This is a genomic window from Thiomicrorhabdus sediminis (assembly GCF_005885815.1).
Taxonomy (GTDB): domain Bacteria; phylum Pseudomonadota; class Gammaproteobacteria; order Thiomicrospirales; family Thiomicrospiraceae; genus Thiomicrorhabdus; species Thiomicrorhabdus sediminis.
Genome location: NZ_CP040602.1, coordinates 2138059 through 2164351 on the forward strand (window position 1 = coordinate 2138059; position 26293 = coordinate 2164351).

Genomic DNA, 26293 nt, shown 5'->3' on the forward strand with positions numbered 1-26293 from the left:
CACAAAGTACATAGATTCAATGAACAAACATCAATTTATTGAATTCGTTATGCAAACCGGCGTTCTAAAGCTGGGCGAATTCACGCTTAAATCCGGACGAATCAGTCCTTATTTTTTCAATGCTGGCCTGTTTAATACCGGTGGACAACTGGCGACCTTGGCAAAGGGTTACGCCGGGGCGATTGCCGACGCTAAATTCGATTTCGATGTTTTGTTCGGTCCTGCTTATAAAGGCATTCCGCTAGCGGCAACCACGAGTGTTTCGTTGGCGCAAGACTTCAATATCGATAAACCTTATGCGTTCAACCGTAAAGAAGCCAAAGACCATGGCGAAGGCGGAAATATCGTCGGCCACGCACTTGAAGGCGATGTATTGATTATTGATGATGTCATTACCGCAGGTACCGCTATCCGTGAAGCGATGGATATTATCAAAGCCAATGGTGCTCGTCCCGCCGGTGTTGTTATCGCACTGGATCGCATGGAAAAGGGGCAATCTGATTTATCCGCGATTCAGGAAGTCGAACAAGAGTTTGGCATTCCGGTTATGAGCATTATCACCCTCAACGATATTATTGATTATCTGGCCGCAAAAAACGACGAACAGAGTCAGCAGTATCTGGATGCTATGAAAGCCTACCGTGCCGAGTACGGTATCGCTTAATCTAAATTGCGGAGAATAATGGATGGCCGGGCGACTTCGAGAGTTAATGCTGTTAAGACACGCCAAATCGGATTGGAAATCCGATAGCGAAGATGACATCTCGCGCCCACTTTCCGATAAGGGAAAAAAACATGCCAGCAAACTCGGTAAATGGTTATTCCAAAACCAATTGATGCCGGATTTGATTCTTGCTTCTCCTGCGATTCGCGCCCAACAGACCTTAAAACGCATCTGCAATGAATGTAGCGCCAGCGCCATTATTGTCGACAGTCTCTATAACGCAGATATCAGTCAGCTTAGACAAGTCCTTGCCGATGCGCCTTTTGCCGAGCGCATTATGCTGGTCGGACATAACCCCGGTTTGGAAGAGCTATTCAATCTACTGGTTTCCGAGCAGCAACCGGTGGAGCACGTTCAATTGTTCCCGACCTGCGCCATGGCACACTTTATTATGCCTAGCGACTGGTCACATCTGGAAGCCGGTGACGGCAAACTCCAGCAATTCATTACTCCCAAACAACTTAAAAACGCCTAACCTAGCCATTCAATGGGCGAATTCTGCAAAAAACTTTATTTTTTGCCTAAATTGGCCTAATTTCCTACTCATTTGATTAGCTTTTAGGCATAAATCCCTATTTTTTAAAAAAATATCGTGATATATTTTCTGTGAATAATTATTCATTCCTCCTAAATACAAAGGATACTTTCATGAAAACTAAACTACTTCCGCTTGCTGCGGTGATTGCTTTAGCTGCAGCGTCTAATGCACAAGCACACTCATCAGTAGATGCCAAGGGTGACATCATGGCTGAAGGCACCAGTGCCTATGTTGTCGATTCTTGGGGTCGTATTGTGCGTGACTCATCTAACCGTTGTGTACGCTCTATTGACTGGTCAAAAGAAACCGCTATCGCAGCTTGCGAAGGTTGGGCTGAACCAAAGCCTGAGCCAGTAGCAGCGCCTGCGCCAGCGCCAGCCCCAGCGCCAGAACCGGCTCCAGCCCCAGTAGTTGAAAAGCCTATGGCTCCAGCTAAGTTTGTCGGTCACTTTGATTTCGATCTAGCAGACCTTAAGGCTGCTGAAGTTCCTGAGCTAGATAACTTTGCCGCTTATTTGAATGAAGTTTCTGATGCCAAAGTTTCTATCGTCGGTCACACCGATTCTGTCGGTAGTTCGGCTTATAACCAGAAACTTTCTGAAAAACGTGCGCAAGATGTTGCTGACTACCTTGCTGGTAAAGGCATCGCTGCAGATCGTATGATGGTTTCAGGTATGGGTGAATCTTCACCTATCGCTGATAACTCAACAAAAGCAGGACGCGCTGAAAACCGTCGTGTTGAAGTGGAAATCGTTGAGTAAACCTCAAAAACGCCACTGTCAAAAATACCCGCCTTGTGCGGGTATTTTTTTATCCCCATCCACCAAACCGTCTTAGGGGTTGCAGTAAGGGCAGTTCCCCGGGTCGGCCAAACCGTTACCTTTTTCTGTTGGTTTTTCTTCTTGATAATCACATTTGACGCATCCATAGGTAACCGATTTCACTTCATGGGTAGGCGTATGACACCATGAGCAGGGCAATCCGGTATTGAACTTAATTCTCCCCCAACCTGGATTCTGACAATCGGGGCATAGGCTATTCAACTTATTCGCTAATACAACGCCAAGCTCAGCGATATTCTGCATTCTTGTCGGGTTCATATGCGCTCTCATATCCGTCTCGACCTGAACGCTCTTTTTACCGGAAAATCGCTGCAGTTCAAAAAAAGCCGCTTCCAGATCGACAAGCGCCCGAATTCCTTTGAAGATCGAACCTGCAGATTGTCTTGGCGATGGCCTGAGTATTAAACCATGCGATGGAAATAATGCCTTGTCGGCAAATCGATGCAGCGCTTCGATTGACGACACTTTCTGCATCGCATAATTGGTTTTGTAAAAAACCTCTTTCTGAATCACATGCAGATTTCTCGTTCTATCAATGAAATAGAGCATTTCCTCATTAATCGCCATGCTTCCCATTAGCGGATGACTGCCGAAACTGCCCTCGCTGGCGATCGCATAATCCACCTCCGTTCCGTCAAAAGCCAATGCGCATTTGCGTTTTGCGGTATCGCTCATCGAACCGGTTCGTTCTATTTCTCCGCAAAAAGTTCCCAAGCTATCTGTATCGACATCCCATTCAAGCAGATTCGCTCCAAGAACCTCTCTAAAAGGCTTTGCCAAAGCTTGTGCTTTTTGATGTTTGCTAGGCAGCACTATCTGCCTGTTTGCATAAAGTGACAACGACCCTTTTACACTGTCTTTCATAGTTGAGCTCCATATCAACCACACCACCCGATGGGAAATTACATTTTGGCATCCAGCAAATCGACATGCTCTAATAAATAATCAATGAAGGTTTGTGCCAATACGGACACCTCCTTATCTTGCAGTCGGACGATATACCAATGGCGCTTGATTGGAAAACCTTCCACGTCGAGGATGCATAGTTCGTTTTGATTAGCATCAATATTGACACTACTTTTCGACAGCAAGGACAACCCCATTCCTCCGGCAACAGCCTGCTTAATGGCTTCATTACTGCCTAACTCCATACGTACGTTAAGCTGCAAATTCAACTCATTGAATAATTTCTCCACCAACAGTCGGGTACCGGAGCCCTGTTCTCGCAAAATAAACGGTTCATTTTCCAACGCCGAGACGGGGATATTCTTTTGCTGAGCCAATGGATGGCCGCTTGGTGCGATAATCACCAGGGTATTTTTAATGAACGGTTCAGCGCTGACATCCTCAGTATCAGGCGGCACCCCCATAATGTAGATATCATCCTGGTTATGTTGCAACCTCTCCAGGACGCGGTTACGATTCAATACCTCTAAACTGACATCAATACCGGGATACTCTTGGCAAAACATTCCCAGGATTTTCGGCAGAAAGTATTTCACCGTGGTAACCGTAGAGATTTTTAATTTGCCTTGTTTAAGGCCTTTTATATTGGCGATCTTCTGCTCAAAAAACTCCCAACTGCTGATCCAGTCTATACAGGTTTTTTGCAGTTCCTGTCCCGCTTCGGTGAGATAAAGCTTTTTACCAATGATTTCAATCAATGGTAGTCCAATCTCTTCTTGCAACAACTTAATTTGTTTGGAAACGGTTGGCTGGCTGACACACATCTCTTCTGCTGCACGGGTAATGCTCAAAAGACGTGCCACCGCTTCAAATGTCTGTAATTGTCTTAAGGTTACTCGCCTCATACCGATCATCCTCAACCTATATTAATAGCCTAATGGCTATGATTGTCATCATAATATTTCATTTTTATCTATCTAACAACCATTCTAGAATAGGCTCCGTCACCTTAGAAGGTGGTTAACCAAGACACTTAAGGAGCAAACCTATGCAACAACAACATTCGGTTACAAGAAACATCAGTATATCCCGCTGCATCAAAACGGCTACCTATTACAAAAACTTAAGGACAAATCAATGCCTGACCTAAAGGCTGCTTTTTAAAAAGATAAATGAGGACCTGTTTATGGACTTTTCACTGTTAAACAATTTGATTGACCCTGCGATTTTGTTTTTCTTCTTTGGATTACTGGCCGCCAGCGTACGTTCCAATTTGGAAATCCCGGCTCCGATCGCTAAGTTCTTTTCTTTATACCTGTTAATCGCTATCGGTTTCAAAGGCGGTGTCGCGCTGTCAACCAGCGGTTTCACTTCCACGGCAATGATCGGTATTGGTGCCGCATTGCTGATGGCATTGCTGGTGCCTGCCTATAGCTTTCTGATTTTGCGCAACCGCACCAATCCATATAACGCCGCCGCTATTGCCGCGACTTATGGCTCAATCAGCGCGGTGACCTTTATCGCTGCACAACAATACTTGACTAAAAATGAGGTCGATTTCGGCGGCTACATGACCGTTGCCATGGTATTGATGGAGTCTCCGGCAATTATCATGGCGGTGTTGTTGGCCACACTGGTTAGAAAAAAAGAGACCTTCAATCCAGCTCACTCGGTAGGTGCGGCGGCAGTCAGCCAGAACAAACCAATCTCTTTGAAAGAAGTTCTACACGAAGCATTTACAGACGGCGCGCACCTGTTGCTTATCGGTAGTTTGGTCATCGGTTTTATCACAGGACCTGCCGGTAAAGAGATGATGGCACCTTTCACCTCGGAAATCTTCAAAGGTATCTTGGCCTTCTTCTTACTTGAAATGGGATTATTGGTTGCCCGTCAGTTACGCCAATCGAAAGACCTGGACAAGACCCTGGTGAGCTTTGCCTTGATCATGCCAATGGTAAATGCAGGCGTGGCGGTCACTTTGGCTTACACCTTAGGCATGTCGCAAGGTGATACATTGCTATTAGCCGTATTGGCTGCAAGTGGATCCTATATCGTTGTACCGGCTATCTGTCGTTATGCGATACCAGAGGCGAAACCCGGCGTGTATTTCAGCATGTCATTAGCCTTTACTTTCCCATTCAATATTGTGGTTGGTATTCCACTTTATTACACGATTATCGATGTACTTTGGAATTAACCATAAAAAGGAGATTGACATTATGAAACCCGTAAAGCGCGTGGAATTCATCATCGATTCGTTAATGGTAGAAACACTACTCGAGTCACTCTCTGAGATTAACATCACCAGCTACACCGTGATCCGAGAAGCCTATGGCAGCGGAGAACGCGGCGTGCGTGGCGGCGATATTTTCAGCGGAGCCTTTGACAACAGCTATGTGTTGATTGCCTGCACAGAGGACGAATCCAAACAGATTATTGAAACCGTACGACCGGTACTGAAGAACCTAGGAGGCATGTGCTTAGTATCTGATGCTCAATGGGTACTGCATTAATCAAGGCATGGATACTTAACTCAAAAAACAAGAACAGCCGTTACAAGCGCAACGCTTGTAACGGCTGTTTGTTAAGGCATCTATCCAAGCCAGGCTTTAAGAATTAAGGATATCCCAACCAAAAAGGTGACCACTTCAAAAGCACGCTTGACCAACTGATTGCCTTTAACGATTGCCAAATGCGCGCCTAAATAACCGCCTATTAAGGAACCGACGATAAGCGCCGGCAACCAGGACCACTCTATCGATCCTAAAATACCCAAGGTAACGGCTCCAGAACCGTTCCAGAAAATACCGACCAGAATCAATGTATAACCCACTGCGGTTTTGTAATCCAAGCCAAACCAGCGAATCAACCATAAGGTGACAAACAGTCCAGTACCGGAAGTTAAGGAACCGTTTAAAGCGCCTATTACAAACAAGACACCACCCCCGATCAGGTAACCGTTAAGATCACGATGACTGTCATGGCTGATTTGCCCTAATTCGGGTTTACGCCAGGAATAAATCGCCAATAACAACGTCAAAACCCCCAGTAAAAACTGGGAAATACGATCATCAACCTGCAAGATAATGCTTGCCCCGAGCACAACGCCGGGCAAACCGCACAACAGAATAAAAGCTGAAAAACGCCAATCGAACTGACCGGTTTTCAGATGGCGCAAGGTCGCCCCCAAACCGAGAAACACACTGGCCACCTTATGGGTGGCTAAAGCCACGCCAAAAGGCAAGCCCAGAAACAACAAAGCTGGCAGCTGCAGCAAACCCGCCCCACCACCGGCCAGTGCGGAAAAGAAATTTGCCGTTAACGAGATAATAAACAGCAGTATCTGGTCAAACCATGCCATTTACCCGATGCCTACTCGCTATCCGTCACAGGCATCGATTTAATATACACATCGTGTTTGCTGTACGGAATCTCGATATCGCGCTCGGCAAAGCCTTTATAGATTGCCGTATTCAAACTATCGACAACACGCCCTCGAATCTCCGGGTCATCGATCCAAACCAGCAGCTCCAAATCCAAACCGGAAGCACCAAACCGTCTAAAACGCACTCTTGGCTCCGGATCAAGGCAGATTTCCGCCTCTTCAGCGGCAATTTCCAACAATGCCTGTTTGGCGCGATCTATATCGGTTTGGTAAGAAACACTGACCGCAACACGGGTTCTCGATTTGATATGCCGACCGGAAGATTCATTAATAATCTTGCCGTTGGCGATAATCGCATTGGGCACATTGATCTCTAGATCGTCACGCGTCAGAATTCTCGTCGAACGAAGACCGATATGAGTCACCATCCCTCTTTCACCGCTATCAATGACAATATAGTCGCCAATTTTGTAGGGCGAGTCGGCAAGGATGAAGACGCCGGACAACAAGTTGGAAATGGTATCTTTGGCGGCAAAACCGACCGCAATACCAATCACCCCTGCCGAGGCCAGCCAGGCGGTCATATCAATATTCCAGCTGATAAACAACAAGTACATGGCAAGCAAAACAATAATTACCGATGCCCCGTTTTCAAATAACGGCAAGGTCTGCACGCGAATGAAGGCCCCTTCTTTGGCATTCACACTCAAGTGTTTCAGCGCAAAACGGGTACTGCGGAAAACAAACTGCCCCCAGATAACGATATCGATACTTTGCAAAATCTTCGGCGTCAACCCGATTAAGAATTCGGACAAGGCAAACAGGTTAATCGCCTGATGGATTGCCAACAAAACAATGGAAAGACTGATCGGTAAGCGAATCGCTTGAAAAACAAATGCCAGAATCGGGCGTTGCCTGGCTGTCGCTCCCCAAAGCAAGGTCCACTTAATGGTTTGACTGACAACAAACGCAATCAACACCGCGGCGATAATCAGCAAAACCGCATCCAACCATAGGCTTTCCGGTAAAGTGATCCAACTTCGAATTAATTCAATCATAATGCTTACCTAGCTGAATTAAAGACGGTCTAACATCCGTCACATCCATTCATAAAAAAGCCAGTGGCAAGTCGACACTTGAAACCACTGGCACTGTTTTCATCTTATCTCTAAAGCACTAGTCTTCAGTTTTATGTAAATGCACATCCATTTGCGGATAAGGAATGCTGATGCCTTGCTCATCAAAAGCCAGCTTCACTTTTTCATTCATATCCCAATACACTTTCCAGTAATCGCCAGAGTTAACCCAAGGACGGACAACAAAGTTAACACTGCTATCGCCAAGTTCGGATAAAGCAACCACCGGCTCCGGATCTTTAAGGATACGTTCATCTGCAGCGATCAGGTCTAACAGGATCTGTTTGGCTTTGCGTAGATCATCGTCATAGCCGATACCGAAAACCATGTCGACACGACGGGTATCACGCGCCGAATAGTTGGTAATTGGCCCGCCATAGATGCCGCCATTCGGAACAATGACTTCCTTATTGTCACCGGTGCGCATAACCGTACTGAAAATTTGTACTTTTTCAACCACTCCTAAAATGCCGCCTGCGTCGATAAAGTCACCGCTTTTGAAGGGTTTAAACACCAGAATCATCACTCCGGCGGCAAAGTTCTGCATTGAGCCCTGCAGGGCCAAGCCAATGGCAAGACCGGCGGCACCAATCAGCGCAACCAGAGAGGTGGTATCAACACCCAGTTGATCCAATGACGCAATAATGACGAATAAGATCAACAACGCATTAACGATCGAACCGATAAAATCAATCAGCATATCGTCGATCTTCTGCGAACGCTTCAATAGCTTTTTCAGCAAATCAACTACGATATGCACCACCCAGCGACCAATGACAAAAATCGCTAACGCCATCAATACCTTAATTCCCCAAGGAACCACATAGGCATTCATTATCATTTCAGCATCCACTTTTACACCCTCTCCAATAACAATTAAAAATTATTCTGCTGTAATTAAGGTACCGACACCTTCGTCGGTAAAGACTTCCAACATCACGGCATGCTCGACTCGACCATCAATGATATGTGCCGAGTGAACACCGTTCTGAACCGCTTCCAATGCACAACCGATCTTTGGCAGCATACCACCGTAGATGGTACCGTCTTCAATTAACTCATCAACGGTTTTTGAATTCAGCCCGGTTAATAACACCCCTTCTTTATTCAACAAGCCAGGTGTATTGGTCAATAGCATTAGCTTTTCGGCATTTAATGCCTCAGCCACCTTTCCGGCGACTAAATCGGCATTGATATTGTAGGAATGACCATCATCACCAACACCGACTGGTGCGATTACCGGAATGAAGTCATCAGAAATCAACATATCCAGCACCTTGGTATTAATGGCTTTCACTTCCCCAACATGACCCAAATCGATAATTTCCGAAGCACGCTCCGGCGCATCAAAAGCCATCTGCATCTTGGTCGCCTTGATCAGGTTACCGTCTTTACCGGTTAGACCGACCGCATTTCCGCCAGCCTGATGAATCAGGTTAACAATCTGCTTATTAACCTGACCACCTAATACCATTTCGACAATATCCATGGTTTCGGTGTCGGTGACTCGCATTCCTTGAATAAACTCAGACTGTTTTCCTACACGGTTCAATAGATCACCAATTTGAGGACCACCGCCATGAACCACAACCGGGTTCATGCCGACCAATTTCATCAACACGATATCACGCGCAAATCCACGTTGCAGTTCGGTATCAGTCATCGCATTACCGCCATATTTGACAACAATGGTCTTACCGGAAAAACGTTGGATGTAAGGCAGAGCTTCGGCCAATACCGAAGCGATGTTATGTGCTTGGTCTTTGTTTAAATTCATTGTTTTTTGTGCTCTCATCGCGGTCATCTCAAAAGAGGTGGGAACTCTTAATCTCTAAAATTATTGAACTGTAACGGCATCTCTAAATCTTCCATGCCGCGCAGTAGCTGCATCACCTGTTGCAGGTCATCACGCTTTTTACCGGTGACACGAACGCTATCGCCTTGGTTGGCAGCCTGTACTTTTAACTTGGAGTCTTTAATCGCCTTAATGATTTTTTTCGCCAACGGTGCATCAAGCCCTTCACGCATCTCAATCACCTGCTTGGCACTTTTGAGCTGAACATCAGGATCCTTCACATCCATGCACTTGACATCAATGCCGCGGCGATTGGCTTTTTGAACCAAAATATCATACATCTGGTTAAGCTGAAAATCGGATTCCGTTTTCAGCGTTACCGTATTGCCATTTAGATCGAAGCCGGAATCGGTTCCTTTAAAATCATAGCGGGTGGTGACTTCCTTATTAGCCTGATCAACTGCGTTCTGCAACTCATGCTTATCCAATTCAGAAACAATATCAAATGACGGCATATAAACTCCTCAACTTGCCTAGAACCCAACAATAGCGACATTTTTCCACCAATCGGCAGACAACATTTTGCCAAGCCCTATTCATACAGTACTTAGTTAAATTTTAATGCCAGCCATTTTACCACCTAGCTTCGCTAAGTTTCTAATTATGAATGTAAATAAATGCGCCCGGACAAGGCTTTGTTGTTTTATTTAGGCAAAGATCATCCGCGCGGCTTTTTCAATTTGCACAAGTCTCGGTAGAATAGTCACTATTCGATTCATTACGCTATAAGTTGTCAGCAATGCCATTTCACACCCCTATCGCCGAACACGCCAAACAGATCGCCCCTTTTCGGGTTATGAAGATTCTCGGTCAGGCTCGCAACCTGCAGCAGCAAGGCAGAGAAGTCATTCACCTAGAAGTCGGCGAGCCCGATTTTGCATCTCTTGACTGCCTTAACCACGCTGCCAATGAGGCCTTGGAACAGGGTTTAAGCCACTACACTCCCAGCCTTGGCCTACCTGAATTACGTCATAAGCTGGCCGACTTCTATAGCCATTTTTACAAGGCCTCTGTCAGCAGCAACAATATTATGCTTACACCCGGGGCTTCAGGTGCCTTGCAGGTCGTGCTCAGCGCAATATTGGATGCCGACGATAAGGTATTGATGGCCGATCCGACCTATCCGTGCAACCGTCAATTTGTCAGACTGCTTAATGCCAAGGTTTTATCGGTGGATGTTTCACATGAAACGCGCTTTCAACTCACGCTGAAGCTGGTTCAACAGGCCTGGCAAAAGGGCATTAAAGCGGTCATGATTGCCAGCCCCGCTAATCCGACCGGCACCGTGATAGAACAAGCAGAACTGGTTAAGATCGCCCGCTTCCTTGGCGAAAAACAAGCTTATCTTATTGTCGATGAGATCTATCAAGGGCTGGTCTATAATCGTCCCCCAGAAAGCATTCTCGCCAATCAAAACCTGCCAGAGAACATTATCGTAATCAATTCTTTTTCCAAGTATTTCGGCATGACCGGATGGCGTTTGGGTTGGTGTATCGCGCCAGATAAATTGATGCCGGTATTGGAGAGGCTGGCCCAAAACATTTATCTGGCAGCTCCAACTCCGGCGCAATATGCGGCCTTAAGAGTACTGGAAAAGGACGCCTTGCAAGCACTCGAAAAACGCCGCCTGATTTTCCTGCAACGTCGAGACACATTGATCGACGCATTAGAGGCGATCGGCCAAAAAATAGATTGCCACCCGGATGGCGCCTTCTACCTATACTGGAACATTTCCGCTTTCAGCAATAACAGTGAAGCTTTCTGCCAGGCGCTGCTTGAACAAACAGGCGTAGCCATCACTCCCGGTACGGATTTCAGCGATGCACAAGGCAAACACTATGTTCGCATCGCCTATACCAAAGAATGTCAAATCTTGATTCGAGCGGTAGAATTGATTGCACAATTCATTCAAGGATTGAAGACCCAAGCTTAAACTCAAATCCATCAGATTGAATAATGCTATAACCCTATAGTATGCATGCGTATTGCCAAGCACGGAAAACTGTGGTGATATAAAGCGAATGCAGGATATTGCGTGATGAATAATATTTTTTTCTTACTGCACTAGCAAAATATTACAGGCCAAATTTTGCAACTAATGGGCAATTCAATAGTCATGAACCGACAACAACTTTCAAAAACATACTGGATAAACCACTTAAATCTAGCCATGACTGCATTGGCTCTATATGCCTGTATGAGCCTGTTACCGGCATCAGCTACAGAAGCGGTCTTTAAGGCCGCGGTGCCGAAACACTTTCCACCACAATATTCGACACAACTAAATGGTGAACCGACCGGTTTTGCCATCGATGTGCTCAACGCTGTCGCGGCTCGTGCCAATATCAAAATCGACTATCAAACCTATGAAAGCTGGCCACAGGTAATGGCCGCCATCGATAATAATGAGGTCGATTTAATCCCTAATTTAGGCATTACCGACGCGCGAACACCACGCTATCTGTTCACCGATCCGATCGAAGCCTTTCCTATTGTCATTTTCGTTCGCGACACCAATAGCAAAAAAATCAAGAATATTGCCGATCTTGCTTACCATACGGTTGGTTTAGTCGCCGGAAACGTTGCCAAGAACCACTTAAAAGACAATGACAGCTTAACCAAGATCACCTATCCAAATGTACGCTTGGCCTTATTTGCTTTGCTTTCCGGTGAAGTCGATGCGGTAATCTATCCAAAACAGGCCTTTATAGGCATGGCGAATATCATCGGTGTGGATAATAAAATTAAAATTGCCGGAGAGCCCATTCTGGAGGTAAAGCGCGCCATAGCGACACGCAAAGACCATACAAAACTGATCAGCGTTCTCAATAGTCAACTCTCTTCTTTTATCGAGTCCAAAGAATTTGAAGAAATCTACTATAAATGGCACGGCAAGCCGAAACCTTACTGGAATATGGAACGTGTCAGCCTGCTGGTTATTGGCAGCTTGTTGGTAATCTTTATTTTTGTCGGTTTATGGCGTTATTTCTCGTTAAGTAAACTCAATAGCCGTCTGCGCGAAACCATTCGTCAGCGAGAAAAGGTAGAATCGGCCTTAACGGCAACACAGAATTTGCAACGCACCTTGCTTGATAACCTACCGGATCTGGTCTGGTTAAAAGACGGCAACGGCTTTTACCTCGACTGTAACACTCAATTTGAAAAGCTCATCGGCAAACGCCGTGAACAGATTATCGGTCACTCGGACTTTCAATTGGTATCCCACCAAGCCGCTCAGAACATGCGTACAGAAGACCTGAAATCGATTGCCAAAGGTTCGGCAATCACCAATGAAGAACATGTTGTCTACGCCGATGGAAGCGAAGTTGAGATCGAAACCATTAAGGCGCCTTTGTTTGACTATCAAGGAGACTTAATCGGTGTTTTAGGCGTTGGCCGCGATATCACCGAGCGTAAACATTATGAGGAACAGGTCACCCGTCAGGCACACTTCGATAACTTGACCAACCTGCCTAACCGCTTCCTGATTCTGGATCGTCTCTCTCAGATGATATTGGATGCAAAACGCGAAAATAAAATGGTCGGTACCATGTTTGTCGACCTGGATGATTTTAAAAAGGTCAATGATATCCTTGGTCATGATACCGGCGACGCCATTCTGCTTGAAGCCTCCAAACGTCTTTGCAGCACAATTCGCCAGGGCGATTCGGTAGGCCGCATCGGGAGCGATGAGTTTGTCCTTATTTTCGGCGGTCTGAGTGATGAGATTGGCCTGCAAATCATTGCCGAAAAACTGCTCTCCCGTTTTAAAGAGCCGTTTACCATCAAGGATCGAAAACTGGTGATTACCGCAAGTATCGGCATTTCACTTTACCCCAATGATACCGCCACCCCCGCTGACCTGCTGCGCAATGCCGATGCGGCGATGCTTTACGCTAAAAACGAAGGTCGCAATACTTACGCCTTCTTTACCAAGTCGATGAATGCTGGCGTGACTCGTCGTCTGCAGCTTGAAGAGCACCTTTACAATGCCATTAGCAATGACGAAATGCAGGTATTTTATCAGCCCAAAATCAACCTCAGTACACGACGCATTGTCGGCGCAGAAGCTTTGATTCGTTGGAGTAACGAGCAACTCGGCGCTATCTCGCCGGCCGAGTTTATTCCGCTGGCTGAGCAGACAGGAGTCATTAGCGAGATCGGTAAGTTTGTGATTAGCCACGCCTTGCAAACCGTCAGTGGCTGGCAAAAGCTTTATGATGAAACCTTCAATATTGCAATCAACCTGTCACCAAGACAGTTTAAAGACAATGGTCTGGTGCAGTTTATTGAACAAACCATGACCGCCCACCATATCAACGGCAGCACCATGGAGATGGAGATTACCGAAGGTGTGTTAATGAATGCCGGCCGACAGGTAAGCAATACTTTAACAAGTCTGAACGAGTTAGGGATCAAGTTATCTTTGGATGATTTCGGAACCGGTTATTCATCATTAAGTTATCTGCGCCACTACCCGTTTGATATCTTAAAAATTGATCGCAGCTTTATTAACGATATCAATAGCGACAGCGAAGACTATGCTCTCGTCCACGCCACTATCGACATGGCCCAAGCACTGAGCTTGACCGTAGTCGCCGAAGGCATTGAAACCGAAGAACAGTTGAGTGCTTTACAAGAGATGCAATGTCCGCTTGGACAGGGTTATCTGTTTGGCAAACCGATGCCCGCCAACGAGTTTGAAGCCTTGCTCAAGCAACAGTCAGAGCAAAACTAAGCATTCAGCCCTGACCATAACTCACTAGGTTAACGGCTGCCGGTCGAACCGAAGCCGCTTTGACCACGTTGCGTCGCCTCACCGAATTCGCTCACCTCGGTAAAGACTGGCTGCAATACCGGCACAATCACCATCTGCGCAATACGCTCACCAATCTCGACAGTATAGGCTGCTGAACCACGATTCCACATGGAGACCATTAAAGGCCCCTGATAATCGGAGTCAATCAAACCAACCAAATTACCCAAAACCATGCCATGTTTGTGACCAAGCCCGGAACGCGGCAACAACATCGCCGCCAAGCCCGGATCATCCAAGTGAATCGCCATACCGGTTGGAATCAAGACCGTTTGTCCCGGCTCGATAGTCATGGCTTCATCAATACAAGCTCTTAAATCCAATCCGGCCGAACCCGGGGTACCATAATGCGGCATTTCGATTTCATTGCCTAAGCGTTTATCCAAAATTTTATATTCAACTTGAATGGTCACGGAGTTTCCTTTAGTAACAGTTAACGATCTTAACGATTGCTTGATAAGATTTTATTCAACAGCACTTATTATGCAACCAATCACGACAAATGCACAGCGATACAGGAAAAACCTGAACGAAGGGCTTAAAAGGCTTCTGAGAAGGGGTTATATAAGACAAAGTACGCTTTATTTCTCAAGCGGCTGTCAATGTGCCAAAATATCCGCGTAAATACTAAGAATCACTCTTTAAAGGATACTCAATGGAGACCATCAATAGCATTTTGTCCACCGCCAGTAGTTGGGCATGGGGACCGGTCATGCTGGTATTGTTACTCGGTACCGGTGTTTATTTGACCATTAGGCTGAAATTTCTGCCTCTACGTCACCTGTTCTACGCTTTTTCTTTGATGTGGAAAGGCCGCGAATCTAAAAAAGAAGGGGATGTCAGTCCTTTCGCCGCCTTAATGACCGCGATGGCGGCTACGGTAGGTACCGGTAATATCGCCGGGGTGGCCGCAGCGCTATTTATCGGTGGTCCTGGTGCAATTTTCTGGATGTGGATTACCGCACTGGTCGGTATGGCAACCAAATACAGTGAAGCGCTGCTGGCGGTAAAATACCGTGAAGTGGATGAAGACGAACGCCATGTGGGCGGACCTATGTACTACATCAAAAACGGTATGGGAGAAAAATGGAAGCCGCTGGCCTTTGCTTTTGCCCTGTTCGGTACTATCGCCGCTTTCGGTATCGGCAATATGGTACAGGCCAATGCCGTCGCCGGTGCGCTAGAGACCGCCTTTGATATCGACAATAAAGTCACGGCTATCGGCTTGGTTATCCTCGTTGGTTTGGTTCTATTTGGTGGCATCAAGCGCATCTCGACAACCGCCTCCTTCTTGGTGCCGATTATGGCGGTACTCTATATCGTCGTTTCACTTTATATTCTTGTCTTACACATTGATGCCTTACCTAACGCCTTAATCACCATTGTCGAAAGTGCCTTTACCGGCCATGCCGCAGCGGGAGGCTTTGCCGGTGCGAGCATTATCCTAGCAATTCAGTTCGGTGTCGCTCGCGGGGTATTCTCCAATGAAGCCGGTCTGGGTACCGCACCTATCGCACATGCGGCCGCTAAAACCGACAATGCGGTTCAGCAGGGGCATATCGCCATGCTGGGAACATTTATCGATACTATTATCATCTGTACCATGACGGCCTTGGTAATTATGGTGACAGGTGTCTGGACAAGCGGTGAAACCGGTTCTCCATTGACCGCTTTGGCTTTCAGTACCGGTCTGGATTCTGATATTGGCGCCATGATTGTGGCTGTCGGTCTTGCGGTGTTTGCCTTTACCACCTTGATCGGTTGGAGTTACTACGGTGAACGTTGTGCCGAATATATTGCCGGTACCCAAGTCATTGGCGGTTACCGTGTGCTATGGATTGCCGCGATTTTTGCCGGTGCGGTTTTGTCGGATTACTTCAATACCGTATTGATTCTTGCCGATGTACTCAATGCCTTAATGGCGATTCCTAACCTGATTGCGTTGTTGGTGTTATCTCCGGTCATTATTAAAATGACTCAGGATTACCTTGATAATCAGCGTTAAATAAAAAGGCGGTGCATGGTATGTCATGCACCGCCTTTATCTTTTTTGTCTTTTATCTTCTGCCTTCTGCGCCTGGTCAGGCAAACTGCAAAAAACCATCTATAGCCTTAATTATTACCGGCAATAAACGCCAATAAGGCCAATGCCTGATCTTGCTTATCCGACAGAGGATTTTCCTCGACTTTATTGTTGGTAATGAAGGTCAACTGATTATCCTGCGCTTCAAACCCCAAACTCTCTCCAACCAGATTGGCACAAATCATGTCCAGGTTCTTACGTGCTAATTTATCCTTGGCATAGCCAATCAGATTATTGGTTTCGGCAGCAAAACCGACCACAAACGGTTTGTCTTTTTGCGCCGCGACCCACTGGATAATATCCGGGTTTTTCACCAGCTCGAGGGTTAATTCATCGACTCCATCCTGCTTTTTTATTTTCTCGTTGGCAGCTTCTTTGACGCGATAATCGGCAACCGCGGCGGCACCGATAAAACAATCCTGCTGCTGATAATGCTCTTTCACTGCGGCAAACATCTGTTCGGCACTGCGCACATCGACACGCTCGATATCCGGCGAACTCTTTAAGCTTACCGGCCCGGCAATCAAAGTGACCTGCGCCCCGGCTTTAGCGGCGGCTTCAGCAATGGCAAAGCCCATTTTTCCAGAACTGCGGTTGCCGATAAAACGCACCGGATCGATCGCTTCATGTGTCGGCCCGGCGGTAATCAATAATTTGCGCCCTTGCCAATAGTTGTTGAGCTTTTGCTGTCTTGTCGCATTCGCCGAGACCTTTGCCAACACCTCTTGACTGGCATTGAAAATCTGTTGCGGTTCCGGCAGACGGCCTTCACCGACTTCACCACAGGCCTGTTCGCCAGAACCGGGTGCCATAATCTGCAACCCTCGAGCCTTCAGCAGTTCAATATTCTCTTGAGTTGCGGCATTGGCCCACATCAAGCGGTTCATTGCCGGAGCAACCAATAGCGGACGATCACTGGCTAAAACCAATGTACTCAACAAGTCATCGGCACGGCCATGACATAAACGTGCCAAGGTTTCGGCCGAAGCCGGCGCTATAACAATAATATCCGCCCAACGCGCCAGCTCGATATGCCCCATACCGGCTTCCTGATTGGCATCGAATAAAGAGTCTCGCACCGGATTACCGGATAAGGCTTGGAAAGACAAGGGTTGAATAAACTCCTTGGCACCAGAGGTCATCACCACCTGCACCTCAAACCCTGCTTTTATGTATAAGCGGGTCAGTTCCAATGCTTTATAAGCGGCAATGCCACCGGTAACGCCAAGCAGTACTTTCATCTCTATTCGCTCAATAAATTATCAAAGTCGGCAAATGCGGTCGGGCGGCCTCGTTCGTTTAAGGCCACACCAATCACGTAGGCTTTCAACATCAATTTATCATCAGCCTTGCGGTAGATATTCTGCACAAATCCATACTTTACGCGAGATTCGCGCTTTAGCTCGACGGTGATATAGAAATCATCACCCGGCTGCAACGAATCTTTGTAATCGAGCTCGGCACGGATCACCATTAAATGAATCTTTTGTTTCGCCAAGGCGACAAAATCAATTTGATGATTCGTCAAAAATTCATGACGGCTATGTTCCAGATAATTTTGGTATACGGCGTTATTCACCACGCCTTGAATATCACATTCGTAATCGCGAACCCTTAAATCAACTCGAAACATTTGCCTTACTGCGCCTTTGTACTTAGTATAGAAGCTTAAAAATAGAGCAACATCTTATCAAATTCTTGAAATAAAAGGCGATATTTGGAGGTTGCAATGTCGATCCGAGACTGGCATCAAAATGACCGACCTCGCGAAAAACTATTGCAGTTTGGCGCAGAGTACCTCAGCGACAGTGAACTGCTGGCGATTTTTCTGCGTGTCGGTGTCAAAGGCTTAAGTGCGGTGGATTTGGCTGAACAATTATTAGGCGAATTTGGCAACCTGCATAACTTATTAAAGGCCGATGAAAAACAATTTTGTCAGGCCAAAGGTTTAGGCTCTGCCAAATATGCACAACTGCAAGCGGTACTGGAGATGTCACGGCGCCATTTTGAATCGGCACTGAAACAGACTGACAGTTTTTCCGAACCGGAATTGGCCGCCCAATATCTACAGCATCAATTGGCCAATCTTCAGCGGGAGAATTTCGGGCTTTTGCTACTCAATCAACAACATCAACTAATCCGATTGAGCATATTATTCGAAGGCACTTTAAATCAAGCTGAAGTGCATAGCCGAGAAGTCGTTAAAACCGCTTTGACGTATAATGCAGCGGCGGTCATCCTCACCCACAATCACCCATCCGGGGATCCGACACCGAGTCAATCCGATATAGAATTAACCCGTCATTTGAGCCAAGCGCTGAAACTGGTGGAAATCCGTACGTTGGATCATATTATTATCGGCAATCACGGACGCTGGCATTCGATGGCAGAGCACCAACAAATGCCCGATTAATTGCCCACAAAAGCAAATCGCCTAGGCCAAGGCTCAACAAAAGCCGCTAAGACCATAAATATCAACGATTAATCCGTTTTCGCCAAGATAAAATAAAACCGCAATAAACTTGCAATCGCGTCGGAATTTATGCATAATTCCGCTTCTTGTTTTTCTTGCTATGCAAATAGCTGGATTAATATAGAAATATTCGAATATTTTTATTTTGTTTGCCGACCGATTCAGGTTTGCAATTTGTTTTAGAGGGATTGTGAAATGTCTAGAGTATGCCAAGTTACTGGAAAGCGTCCAGTTGTAGGTAACAATGTTTCTCACTCTCACCGTAAAACTCGTCGTCGTTTCTTACCAAACTTGCATTCGCACCGTTTTTGGTCAGAAGCTGAAAGCCGTTTTGTAAAACTTCGCGTATCTTCTGCAGGTATGCGCATTATCGACAAGAACGGAATTGACGCTGTGATCGCAGATATGCGTTCACGTGGTGAGAAGGTCTAAGGAGACTAACCATGCGCGATAAAATTAAATTACAGTCTACAGAGTCTGCTTATTTTTATACTACGGATAAGAATAAAAAGAACATGGCTGGGAAATTCGAGATCAAGAAGTTCGACCCTGTCGTTCGTAAACATGTCTTGTTCAAAGAAGCCAAAATCAAATAAATCTTATCCAGATGGTTTGATACTAACCCGGTTCAAAAGACCGGGTTTTTTTATGCCTAAAAGAATCTTTTGGCGAATGAATTAGCCAAAAGCCTTACCGTATAAAACCTGCTTGGCAAATCTCATTGCTGGCGGAATTTTCTCAACAGTCGGAACAATCGATTTCTGTTCGAAATTGCGTTTTGCTTCATAAGCGGCGGCGCAGTCAACAAACGCCATAATTTCGCTGCCATCTTTTAAGACCACATAACATTGACCGTTATGTTCTACATTGTAGTGTGACATGTGCACCTCCCGGCAACTGTGATCAGTCGCGCTCTTGTATCTATTTGAGTTGCATGCCTTACACCTGAAAAGCGACCTTATAATTGTGAATATTTTCCCTTGGTGGTTTGCTTTCTGGCAAAGGTATTATTGTTCTGTTACTAACGTTATCGGCCAAATAACAAATTCATGAGCCTATTGCAAATCGCACAACACATTTGAGACCGGCGTTTATACGCCTTATTTTTAAAGCATTATCAATGCCATAAGCCTATTCAAGGCTGATGTCTTGAAACGCTAAAGCTTACTCAACAAAGCATAATTTCTATACAATACAGAGCTTATTAACAGCTATACCCGTAATCGAATCATGCCTGAATTACCAGAAGTCGAAACCACCCGCCAAGGCATTCGCCCTAATGCCGAAAAACAAACCATTGAGAAGATCATTATTCGCAATGGCAAACTGCGTTGGCCGGTTCCTGAAAAAATTGCCACCCTGCTCAAAGATACCACCATCGACAATATCGGTCGTCGCGGAAAATACCTGTTATTGCAAACCCCAAAAGGCACCTTGCTGATTCATTTGGGTATGTCGGGCAACCTACGCATTCTGCCACAGGGCAGCCCGGTGCAAAAACACGATCATGTCGACATAGTTTTGAAAAACGGCTTTGTCATCCGCTTAAACGACCCACGCCGTTTTGGTTCCGTGCTCTGGCACGATATCAACGAGGGGGGTGTCAGTGAACATAAATTGCTTAGCAAACTCGGTCCAGAACCTTTATCGGATGAGTTCAATAGCGATTATTTCTATCAACTGTCGCGCCAGCGCAAAATGAGCATTAAAAGCTTTGTCATGAACAGTAATATTGTCGTTGGCGCCGGTAATATCTATGCCAATGAATCGCTGTTTCTGAGTGGAATTCATCCCGAGAAATTGGCCGGCAAGCTGACTAAAAAACAGTGCGAAACCTTGGTTAACAATATTAAACAGGTTTTGGCCGCTGCTATTGAACAAGGCGGCACCACGCTGAAAGATTTTTTATCGCCATCTGGTAAACCCGGCTATTTTGTGCAAAAACTCAATGTCTACGGCAGGGATGGCGCAAGCTGCCCCCAGTGCGGCGCCACCATCGAACGCATTATACAAAACCAAAGAGCGAGCTTTTTCTGCCGTAAATGCCAGAAAAAATAGCCATGACACCTTTCGCTTTGCAACAGAATTGATATGATGAAAAGCAAAGCACTTTCCGCATACGGAGGCTGTCATGCAACCCAAACAGACGCAATTCTGGCATCATCTCAACCCTGATGAGTTGCAAATACGGTTGCAAAGCAATTATCAACACGGTCTGGATAGCAAAAGCGTCCTCAATCGCCAGCAGGAATATGGCGCCAACCAATTAACCCTTAAACAGCATCAAAGCCCGCTGATGCTGTTTCTGCTGCAATTCCATCAACCCCTTGTCTATATATTACTGCTCGCCGCAATTGTCACCTTTTTATTACAGGAATGGGTCAATAGCAGTGTCATTTTCGGCGTCATTCTGGTTAATGCCATTGTCGGTTTCATTCAAGAAAGCAAAGCCCTGCAAGCCATCGATGCTTTAAGTAAACACATGCAAGGCAGCGCCACCGTATTACGTGACGGTAAAAAAATCAGCGTAAATTCATCTCAACTGGTGCCTGGCGATGTGGTGTTACTGCAATCGGGTCAAAAAGTGCCGGCCGATATTCGTTTACTGCATTGTCGCAACCTGCAAATCGATGAATCCTCCTTGACCGGCGAATCCGTTGCGGTAAACAAACAGCAAATGACGCTCGCGGAGAACACTTTGCTAGCAGATCGCAGCAATATGGCCTACTTTTCTACGCTAGTCACCTATGGCACCGGCAAAGGGGTTGTCGTCAATATCGGCGATACGACCGAAATCGGCAAAATCAATCGACTGGTTGCCGAAGCACCGACATTAATGACCCCGCTTACCCATAAGATTTCGCTTTTCAGCCAACGTCTGCTAAAGATTATTTTACTGTTGGCGGCTTTGACGCTTGTCGCCGGTTGGCTAAGAGGGGATTCTCTCAGTGAGACCTTTATGGCATCGGTCGCCCTAGCGGTGGGAGCCATTCCCGAAGGCTTGCCTGCGGCCATTTCGATTATGCTTGCTATCGGGGTCAGCAAGATGGCGAAACATCATGCCATTATCCGTAGAATGCCGGCCACCGAGGCTTTAGGCAGCACTACCGTGATCTGCTCCGATAAAACCGGTACCCTGACACAAAATAAAATGACAGTTCAGCAACTCTATGCCGGCGACATCAATTACCAGTTAACCGGCAGCGGCTATGACGACAACGGCGAGATATTACCTGCGGAAAACTTGCCGAGCAATGAAGATAACCCTCTACAGAATCAAGCGCTATTAGAAACCCTCAAAGCCGGGCTTTTATGTAATGACACCCAGCTACTGCGCAACGCGGAAACCACCCTGGTGGAAGGCGACCCTACCGAAGCGGCCTTATTGATTTCAGCCGCCAAGGCAGGCTTTGATAGAACCTATTTACAGCAATCCTATCCGAGACTGGATAGCTTGGCTTTTGAATCCCAAACGCGCTATATGGCAAGCTTGCATCACTCTGCAGAAATTCAGCCAGCGCAAAATACCATCTATATCAAAGGCTCGGTGGAAAGCATTTTAAAGCGCTGCAAATATGCCCTGGATGCGGACAATCAATGGGTCGCATTGGATAGCGAAAAGATTCTCGACAATATCGATCACATGGCAAAAAAAGGTTTGCGGATACTGGCTTTTGCCAAAAAACATATTGCGCCGGAGATTACCCATTTAACCCATGAGTCAATCGATAACGATCTGATTTTTCTTGGCCTGCAAGCGATGATGGACCCACCCAGACCCGAGGCGATTACTGCAATACAAGCCTGCCAGCAAGCCGGTATTGAAGTCAAGATGATTACCGGAGACCATCTGATTACCGCCACAGCCATCGCCCGCCAAATTGGTCTGGTTGGTGCCAGCCAAAGCAAACAAGAGCATTATGCCTACAGCGGAAAGGATTTGGCCGAACTCAATGACGAAGAACTGCGCGCTGCCGCGCGATATTCATCGGTCTTCGCCCGCGTCATGCCGGAACAGAAGCTACGTCTTGTCGAAGCCTTGCAAGCCGATGGCCACGTGGTGGCTATGACCGGTGATGGTGTTAATGACGCCCCCGCACTCAAACAGGCCGATATCGGTATTGCCATGGGACAAGGAGGCACCGAAGTCGCTCAGGAAGCGGCCGACATGATTCTCACCGATGATAATTTCGCCACCATTGAAGCCGCTGTAGAAGAAGGACGCAATGTGTTTGACAATCTGGTCAAGTTCATTACTTGGACGCTACCGACCAATGCCGGGGAAGGCTTGGTGATTATGACGGCCATCGCACTCAATATCACCCTGCCGATTACGCCGGTGCAAATCCTGTGGATAAATATGACAACGGCATTGCTGCTTGGCATGATGCTCGCCTTTGAAAATAAAGAGCCCGGCATTATGAGCCGCAAACCGCGTAAGCCCAACGCGCCGATTATCAATGGCGAACTGTTTTTACGTATTATCACTGTAAGCGCCCTGATACTGATTTGCGCCTATGCTCTGTTTTACTGGGCCTTGTCCCATCAATACCCGATTGAAGTGGCAAGAACCTTGGCGGTGAATATGTTTGTTTTTGCCGAACTTTTCTATCTGTTCAACTGCCGTTCTTTACGGTATTCGATATTCCGTATCGGCTTTTTCTCCAACCCTTGGCTGCTGCTAGGAGTAGTGTTAATGATACTGGTACAGCTATTCTTTACCTACCACCCGATTATGAATCATCTGTTTGGCAGCTCACCTTTGAATCTTTTGCAATGGCTGGCGATTTTGCTGGCAAGCTTGATGATCTATGCAATTGTCGAGTTGGAAAAACGTTACCGTTATCAACGTGAAGGCTTAGGCCAGCCTTGAACAAGCATAAATGGTGTTAAACCGAAAAGATCAGTTGAGGATTGAGACTGATTTCAATGCGGCAATCCAATGCTGGCCAGGCTCTAACTGCAGTTTTTGCTGTGAACGCTTGGTCAATAGACACAAAAGCGGCCAAAGAGTATTTTCCAGGCGCAGTTTCAGCAACAAACTGTAATCATTATGCTCATCAATGCTTTCGATCATTACCGGCAGGTGATTCAACATCGAACTTTGCTGCGGTTGTTGCGCCATTAAACTGACCTGTTCAGCGGCAATCACGACTCGTACCGTTTGACCGACCGCCTCTTTGATATGCGGAATATAAAGCGTTTGCTCAGCGATCTGCAGCTCGGTCAGACCATCATCACAATGCTTGGTTACCTGTGCGGCCAATACCGCACGTGGTTGCTGGTTTTGATAGAGCGGGGTTCCGGCACGATTCAAGGCTTGTTCAATCGGCTCGATCTGGGTAATCGACCCGTCCTGCATAAATACCACTGTATCGGCAAGACGTTCGACCTCTTCAGGCGAATGGGTGATATAAACAATGGGAATATTCAACTCATCTCGAAGTCGTTCCAGATAAGGCATAATGGCGCGTTTGGCAAACAGGTCTAAAGCCGCCATAGGCTCGTCCATCAACAAAACCTTGGGCTGTGCCAACAAGGTTCGGGCAATCGCAACCCTTTGTCGCTCGCCACCGGATAAAGTTTGAACGCTGCGCGTCAATAGTTCCTGCAAACCCAACCAATCGACCACCTCACCGAAATGAATCTGGCATTCACGGTTTTTCGGCACGCGTTTTAAACCGTATTTAAGATTATCCAAAACATTCAAATGAGCGAAAAGGCTCGCTTCTTGAAAAACATAACCGAGCTGACGTTTATGAGTAGGTAACGAAGTCTGCTCATGGTGCCAAACCTCATCGACAAACTTCAGTCGGCCTTCAACTTCATTTTCAAAGCCCGCCAAGGCACGTAAAAAACTGGTTTTTCCGCTACCGGAATGACCGAAGATCGCGGTAAGCCCCTGCGAAGGAATAATAAACTCACCGGTATCCAGCACAAACTGGCCTCTGCGTAGTTTTAAGTTGCCCGCTAAACTCATGCCAGCTTTTTCTCTATTCGGCGATTGAGCCCGTAAACGACAATCAACACCAATAAACTGACCAGTAACAGAATCAGCGACAAGCCATGTGCCTGAGTATATTCCATCGCCTCGACATGATCATATACGGCAATTGAAGCCACCTGAGTCACCCCCGGAATATTGCCGCCAATCATCAGAACAACGCCAAACTCCCCCACCGTATGGGCAAACGTTAAGGTTGCGGCAACCAGATAATGACGACGGCACAAAGGCAGGGTGACACTGAAAAAACGGTCAACAGGCCCCGCTCCCAAAGTCGCGGCGACCTCAGACGGACGACTGCCCAATTGCTCAAATCCTTGCATTAAAGGTTGCACGGTAAAGGGCAGTGAATAGATTACCGAACCGATTACGATTCCCAAAAACGAGAAGGTCAAAGCATTAAAGCCGAACGCACTCCATAAAGAACCAATCGCGCCGTCGGGCGACATCGCCAGCAACAGATAAAAACCCAAGACAGTCGGCGGCAATACCAGAGGCAGAGCCACCAGCGCCTCAAACACGGCTTTTTTCGATCCGCTTATTCTTGCCAGCCAGAGCGCCAAAGGCGTGCCGATAATCAATAGCACAAGCGTGGTATAAAAAGCCACTTGCAAGGTAATCCAGAGAGCTTGAAAATCCTGATCAGTCAATAACATCTAGTGCGATCCATTAAAGGTTATCAACCACAGCATAACCATATTCTTCGATCAATCCTTGCATTCTCGGCGACTTGAAAAAACTCAAAAACTGCTCTACTTCAGCACTTTTACGCCCTTTCAAAACGACTGCCTGCTGTAACAGCGGCGGATACAATTTACTATCGATATCGAATACGTCACCATGGGTGACATGCTCAGGATTGACGACATAGGATTTGGCGACCAGACCAAGCTGTGCACTACCGGTCATCACATAATGAAAGGTCTTACCGATATTGGAACCTTGCACCAGTTTACCCTGCCGCTTAAGCTTGTCATAAAGGCCGTAATGCTTCAGGACTTCAATCGCGGCGACGCCGTATGGCGCCGTTTTAGGGTTGGCAATGGCGACAAAGCGCAAATTCTCATTGCTGAGATCAAAATTCGTTAAATCGGCACGCACTCTAGCCGGGTTCGGCGACCAAAGCACCAGTTGACCTTTAACATAATCAAAACGCGTACCCGGCTCGGTTAAACCTTTTTGCTCAAGCATTTTGGGGCGTTTCTGGTCGGCGGAAAAAAACAGATCAAACGGAGCACCACGCTGAATTTGTGCCGCCAGCATACCGGTCGCTCCGGAAGACAGATGCACTTCAATGCCGGTTTCATAGGTGAATTCACTGCTAATGGCGCGCAAAGTCGCCAGAAAATTGGCGGCAACGGCAATGTGGATGCTCTTTTCTTCAACGGCATTGGCCTGCGGACTGATAAAAGACAGTGTCGCCAACACGATAAAAAACATTGTCTTAATGCTTGCCAATTTAACTAAACGATAGCTGTTAAGGCGAGCTTTAAGACTCTTTAATTGCAAACCGCGTTTCATTATCTTCTAC

The 26293-nt window shown here is 46.6% G+C and carries 27 protein-coding genes; 13 read left to right on the top strand and 14 right to left on the bottom strand.

Going from position 1 to position 26293, the window contains the following annotated elements:
• Positions 1-19: 19 nt before the first annotated feature.
• From pyrE to FE785_RS10960, 3 genes are all read left to right on the top strand, one after another.
• Entirely contained in the window at positions 20-664 is a 645-nt protein-coding gene (gene pyrE / locus FE785_RS09710; protein WP_138565558.1) for an orotate phosphoribosyltransferase, read from the top strand.
• Between the two features lie 22 nt (positions 665-686).
• On the top strand, positions 687-1199 hold the full coding sequence (locus tag FE785_RS09715; protein ID WP_138565559.1) for a SixA phosphatase family protein: 513 nt from the start codon (positions 687-689) through the stop codon (positions 1197-1199).
• A 173-nt stretch (positions 1200-1372) separates the two neighbouring features.
• On the top strand, positions 1373-2023 hold the full coding sequence (locus FE785_RS10960; RefSeq protein ID WP_202978302.1) for an OmpA family protein: 651 nt from the start codon (positions 1373-1375) through the stop codon (positions 2021-2023).
• 72 nt (positions 2024-2095) lie between these two features.
• Here the strand turns inward: FE785_RS10960 and FE785_RS09725 are convergent, their stop codons facing one another.
• Together FE785_RS09725 and FE785_RS09730 are read right to left on the bottom strand one after the other, a co-directional pair.
• Positions 2096-2968 carry a DUF6671 family protein gene (locus tag FE785_RS09725; protein ID WP_138565560.1) on the bottom strand — a complete coding sequence of 291 codons (873 nt, stop codon included), beginning with the start codon at positions 2966-2968 and terminating at the stop codon, positions 2096-2098.
• A 38-nt stretch (positions 2969-3006) separates the two neighbouring features.
• Complete coding sequence (locus FE785_RS09730; protein WP_138565561.1) at positions 3007-3915, bottom strand: LysR family transcriptional regulator; 909 nt, start codon at positions 3913-3915, stop codon at positions 3007-3009.
• A 281-nt stretch (positions 3916-4196) separates the two neighbouring features.
• Between FE785_RS09730 and FE785_RS09735 the strand changes: the two genes are divergently transcribed.
• Positions 4197-5207, top strand: a complete 1011-nt coding sequence (locus FE785_RS09735) for a sodium-dependent bicarbonate transport family permease (protein WP_138565562.1) — start codon at positions 4197-4199, stop codon at positions 5205-5207.
• A 22-nt stretch (positions 5208-5229) separates the two neighbouring features.
• Positions 5230-5523 carry a P-II family nitrogen regulator gene (locus tag FE785_RS09740; RefSeq protein ID WP_138565563.1) on the top strand — a complete coding sequence of 98 codons (294 nt, stop codon included), beginning with the start codon at positions 5230-5232 and terminating at the stop codon, positions 5521-5523.
• An 80-nt stretch (positions 5524-5603) separates the two neighbouring features.
• On the opposite strand, the gene FE785_RS09745 is transcribed toward FE785_RS09740, so the two are convergent.
• The 5 genes from FE785_RS09745 to FE785_RS09765 all read right to left on the bottom strand — a co-directional run bounded on the left by FE785_RS09745 (position 5604) and on the right by FE785_RS09765 (position 9841).
• Positions 5604-6371 carry a sulfite exporter TauE/SafE family protein gene (locus FE785_RS09745; RefSeq protein ID WP_138565564.1) on the bottom strand — a complete coding sequence of 256 codons (768 nt, stop codon included), beginning with the start codon at positions 6369-6371 and terminating at the stop codon, positions 5604-5606.
• A gap of 11 nt (positions 6372-6382) precedes the next feature.
• Positions 6383-7453 (bottom strand): mechanosensitive ion channel family protein, encoded by a 1071-nt coding sequence (locus tag FE785_RS09750; RefSeq protein ID WP_138565565.1) that lies wholly within the window; start codon positions 7451-7453, stop codon positions 6383-6385.
• A 118-nt stretch (positions 7454-7571) separates the two neighbouring features.
• Complete coding sequence (locus tag FE785_RS09755) at positions 7572-8384, bottom strand: mechanosensitive ion channel family protein (protein ID WP_476756197.1); 813 nt, start codon at positions 8382-8384, stop codon at positions 7572-7574.
• A 30-nt stretch (positions 8385-8414) separates the two neighbouring features.
• Positions 8415-9326: an acetylglutamate kinase gene (gene argB / locus FE785_RS09760; protein WP_138565566.1), complete on the bottom strand. Its 912-nt coding sequence runs from the start codon at positions 9324-9326 to the stop codon at positions 8415-8417.
• A 29-nt stretch (positions 9327-9355) separates the two neighbouring features.
• Complete coding sequence (locus FE785_RS09765; protein WP_138565567.1) at positions 9356-9841, bottom strand: YajQ family cyclic di-GMP-binding protein; 486 nt, start codon at positions 9839-9841, stop codon at positions 9356-9358.
• Positions 9842-10125: 284 nt separating this feature from the next.
• On the opposite strand from FE785_RS09765, the gene FE785_RS09770 reads away from it, so the two are divergent.
• Positions 10126-11319 (top strand): aminotransferase class I/II-fold pyridoxal phosphate-dependent enzyme, encoded by a 1194-nt coding sequence (locus tag FE785_RS09770; protein ID WP_202978303.1) that lies wholly within the window; start codon positions 10126-10128, stop codon positions 11317-11319.
• A 183-nt stretch (positions 11320-11502) separates the two neighbouring features.
• Complete coding sequence (locus FE785_RS09775) at positions 11503-14124, top strand: EAL domain-containing protein (RefSeq protein ID WP_168188956.1); 2622 nt, start codon at positions 11503-11505, stop codon at positions 14122-14124.
• A 29-nt stretch (positions 14125-14153) separates the two neighbouring features.
• Here FE785_RS09775 and dut read toward each other — a convergent pair whose 3' ends face one another.
• On the bottom strand, positions 14154-14615 hold the full coding sequence (gene dut, locus FE785_RS09780) for a dUTP diphosphatase (RefSeq protein ID WP_138565569.1): 462 nt from the start codon (positions 14613-14615) through the stop codon (positions 14154-14156).
• A gap of 242 nt (positions 14616-14857) precedes the next feature.
• On the opposite strand from dut, the gene FE785_RS09785 reads away from it, so the two are divergent.
• Complete coding sequence (locus tag FE785_RS09785; RefSeq protein ID WP_138565570.1) at positions 14858-16207, top strand: alanine/glycine:cation symporter family protein; 1350 nt, start codon at positions 14858-14860, stop codon at positions 16205-16207.
• Positions 16208-16314: 107 nt separating this feature from the next.
• Here FE785_RS09785 and coaBC read toward each other — a convergent pair whose 3' ends face one another.
• Together coaBC and FE785_RS09795 are read right to left on the bottom strand one after the other, a co-directional pair.
• The gene (gene coaBC, locus FE785_RS09790; RefSeq protein ID WP_138565571.1) at positions 16315-17526 is read right to left on the bottom strand and encodes a bifunctional phosphopantothenoylcysteine decarboxylase/phosphopantothenate--cysteine ligase CoaBC; all 1212 of its coding nucleotides are present in this window, start codon (positions 17524-17526) and stop codon (positions 16315-16317) included.
• Between the two features lie 2 nt (positions 17527-17528).
• The gene (locus FE785_RS09795) at positions 17529-17918 is read right to left on the bottom strand and encodes an acyl-CoA thioesterase (RefSeq protein ID WP_138565572.1); all 390 of its coding nucleotides are present in this window, start codon (positions 17916-17918) and stop codon (positions 17529-17531) included.
• A 96-nt stretch (positions 17919-18014) separates the two neighbouring features.
• Here FE785_RS09795 and radC point away from each other — a divergent pair, with 96 nt between their 5' ends.
• The 3 genes from radC (at position 18015) to rpmG (ending at position 19354) form a co-directional block, all read left to right on the top strand.
• Positions 18015-18698, top strand: coding sequence for a RadC family protein (gene radC, locus FE785_RS09800; RefSeq protein WP_138565573.1), 684 nt, complete (start codon positions 18015-18017; stop codon positions 18696-18698).
• A gap of 255 nt (positions 18699-18953) precedes the next feature.
• Positions 18954-19190, top strand: a complete 237-nt coding sequence (gene rpmB / locus FE785_RS09805; protein ID WP_138565574.1) for a 50S ribosomal protein L28 — start codon at positions 18954-18956, stop codon at positions 19188-19190.
• 11 nt (positions 19191-19201) lie between these two features.
• Entirely contained in the window at positions 19202-19354 is a 153-nt protein-coding gene (gene rpmG, locus FE785_RS09810; RefSeq protein WP_138565575.1) for a 50S ribosomal protein L33, read from the top strand.
• An 81-nt stretch (positions 19355-19435) separates the two neighbouring features.
• Here the strand turns inward: rpmG and FE785_RS09815 are convergent, their stop codons facing one another.
• On the bottom strand, positions 19436-19639 hold the full coding sequence (locus tag FE785_RS09815; RefSeq protein WP_138565576.1) for a hypothetical protein: 204 nt from the start codon (positions 19637-19639) through the stop codon (positions 19436-19438).
• Positions 19640-19988: 349 nt separating this feature from the next.
• On the opposite strand from FE785_RS09815, the gene mutM reads away from it, so the two are divergent.
• Positions 19989-20816, top strand: a complete 828-nt coding sequence (gene mutM / locus FE785_RS09820; RefSeq protein ID WP_138565577.1) for a bifunctional DNA-formamidopyrimidine glycosylase/DNA-(apurinic or apyrimidinic site) lyase — start codon at positions 19989-19991, stop codon at positions 20814-20816.
• A gap of 73 nt (positions 20817-20889) precedes the next feature.
• A complete protein-coding gene (locus FE785_RS09825) occupies positions 20890-23631 on the top strand; it encodes a cation-transporting P-type ATPase (protein WP_138565578.1) in 2742 nt (913 codons plus the stop codon).
• A gap of 30 nt (positions 23632-23661) precedes the next feature.
• On the opposite strand, the gene modC is transcribed toward FE785_RS09825, so the two are convergent.
• The 3 genes from modC to modA are packed head-to-tail and all read right to left on the bottom strand — an operon-like array spanning position 23662 to position 26283.
• The gene (modC, locus tag FE785_RS09830) at positions 23662-24738 is read right to left on the bottom strand and encodes a molybdenum ABC transporter ATP-binding protein (RefSeq protein ID WP_138565579.1); all 1077 of its coding nucleotides are present in this window, start codon (positions 24736-24738) and stop codon (positions 23662-23664) included.
• A complete protein-coding gene (gene modB / locus FE785_RS09835) occupies positions 24735-25418 on the bottom strand; it encodes a molybdate ABC transporter permease subunit (RefSeq protein ID WP_138565580.1) in 684 nt (227 codons plus the stop codon). The genes modC and modB overlap by 4 nt, the downstream gene beginning before the upstream one ends.
• Before the next feature lie 13 nt (positions 25419-25431).
• Positions 25432-26283, bottom strand: a complete 852-nt coding sequence (gene modA, locus FE785_RS09840) for a molybdate ABC transporter substrate-binding protein (RefSeq protein WP_138565581.1) — start codon at positions 26281-26283, stop codon at positions 25432-25434.
• Between the last annotated feature and the right edge of the window lie 10 nt (positions 26284-26293).

Coding starts and splice junctions, on each gene's coding strand:
- pyrE (WP_138565558.1), top strand. CDS start 20: ATGAACAAACATCAATTTATTGAATTCGTTATGCAAACCGGCGTTCTA.
- FE785_RS09715 (WP_138565559.1), top strand. CDS start 687: ATGGCCGGGCGACTTCGAGAGTTAATGCTGTTAAGACACGCCAAATCG.
- FE785_RS10960 (WP_202978302.1), top strand. CDS start 1,373: ATGAAAACTAAACTACTTCCGCTTGCTGCGGTGATTGCTTTAGCTGCA.
- FE785_RS09725 (WP_138565560.1), bottom strand. CDS start 2,968: ATGAAAGACAGTGTAAAAGGGTCGTTGTCACTTTATGCAAACAGGCAG.
- FE785_RS09730 (WP_138565561.1), bottom strand. CDS start 3,915: ATGAGGCGAGTAACCTTAAGACAATTACAGACATTTGAAGCGGTGGCA.
- FE785_RS09735 (WP_138565562.1), top strand. CDS start 4,197: ATGGACTTTTCACTGTTAAACAATTTGATTGACCCTGCGATTTTGTTT.
- FE785_RS09740 (WP_138565563.1), top strand. CDS start 5,230: ATGAAACCCGTAAAGCGCGTGGAATTCATCATCGATTCGTTAATGGTA.
- FE785_RS09745 (WP_138565564.1), bottom strand. CDS start 6,371: ATGGCATGGTTTGACCAGATACTGCTGTTTATTATCTCGTTAACGGCA.
- FE785_RS09750 (WP_138565565.1), bottom strand. CDS start 7,453: ATGATTGAATTAATTCGAAGTTGGATCACTTTACCGGAAAGCCTATGG.
- argB (WP_138565566.1), bottom strand. CDS start 9,326: ATGAGAGCACAAAAAACAATGAATTTAAACAAAGACCAAGCACATAAC.
- FE785_RS09765 (WP_138565567.1), bottom strand. CDS start 9,841: ATGCCGTCATTTGATATTGTTTCTGAATTGGATAAGCATGAGTTGCAG.
- FE785_RS09770 (WP_202978303.1), top strand. CDS start 10,126: ATGCCATTTCACACCCCTATCGCCGAACACGCCAAACAGATCGCCCCT.
- FE785_RS09775 (WP_168188956.1), top strand. CDS start 11,503: ATGAACCGACAACAACTTTCAAAAACATACTGGATAAACCACTTAAAT.
- FE785_RS09785 (WP_138565570.1), top strand. CDS start 14,858: ATGGAGACCATCAATAGCATTTTGTCCACCGCCAGTAGTTGGGCATGG.
- coaBC (WP_138565571.1), bottom strand. CDS start 17,526: ATGAAAGTACTGCTTGGCGTTACCGGTGGCATTGCCGCTTATAAAGCA.
- FE785_RS09795 (WP_138565572.1), bottom strand. CDS start 17,918: ATGTTTCGAGTTGATTTAAGGGTTCGCGATTACGAATGTGATATTCAA.
- radC (WP_138565573.1), top strand. CDS start 18,015: ATGTCGATCCGAGACTGGCATCAAAATGACCGACCTCGCGAAAAACTA.
- rpmB (WP_138565574.1), top strand. CDS start 18,954: ATGTCTAGAGTATGCCAAGTTACTGGAAAGCGTCCAGTTGTAGGTAAC.
- rpmG (WP_138565575.1), top strand. CDS start 19,202: ATGCGCGATAAAATTAAATTACAGTCTACAGAGTCTGCTTATTTTTAT.
- FE785_RS09815 (WP_138565576.1), bottom strand. CDS start 19,639: ATGTCACACTACAATGTAGAACATAACGGTCAATGTTATGTGGTCTTA.
- mutM (WP_138565577.1), top strand. CDS start 19,989: ATGCCTGAATTACCAGAAGTCGAAACCACCCGCCAAGGCATTCGCCCT.
- FE785_RS09825 (WP_138565578.1), top strand. CDS start 20,890: ATGCAACCCAAACAGACGCAATTCTGGCATCATCTCAACCCTGATGAG.
- modC (WP_138565579.1), bottom strand. CDS start 24,738: ATGAGTTTAGCGGGCAACTTAAAACTACGCAGAGGCCAGTTTGTGCTG.
- modB (WP_138565580.1), bottom strand. CDS start 25,418: ATGTTATTGACTGATCAGGATTTTCAAGCTCTCTGGATTACCTTGCAA.
- modA (WP_138565581.1), bottom strand. CDS start 26,283: ATGAAACGCGGTTTGCAATTAAAGAGTCTTAAAGCTCGCCTTAACAGC.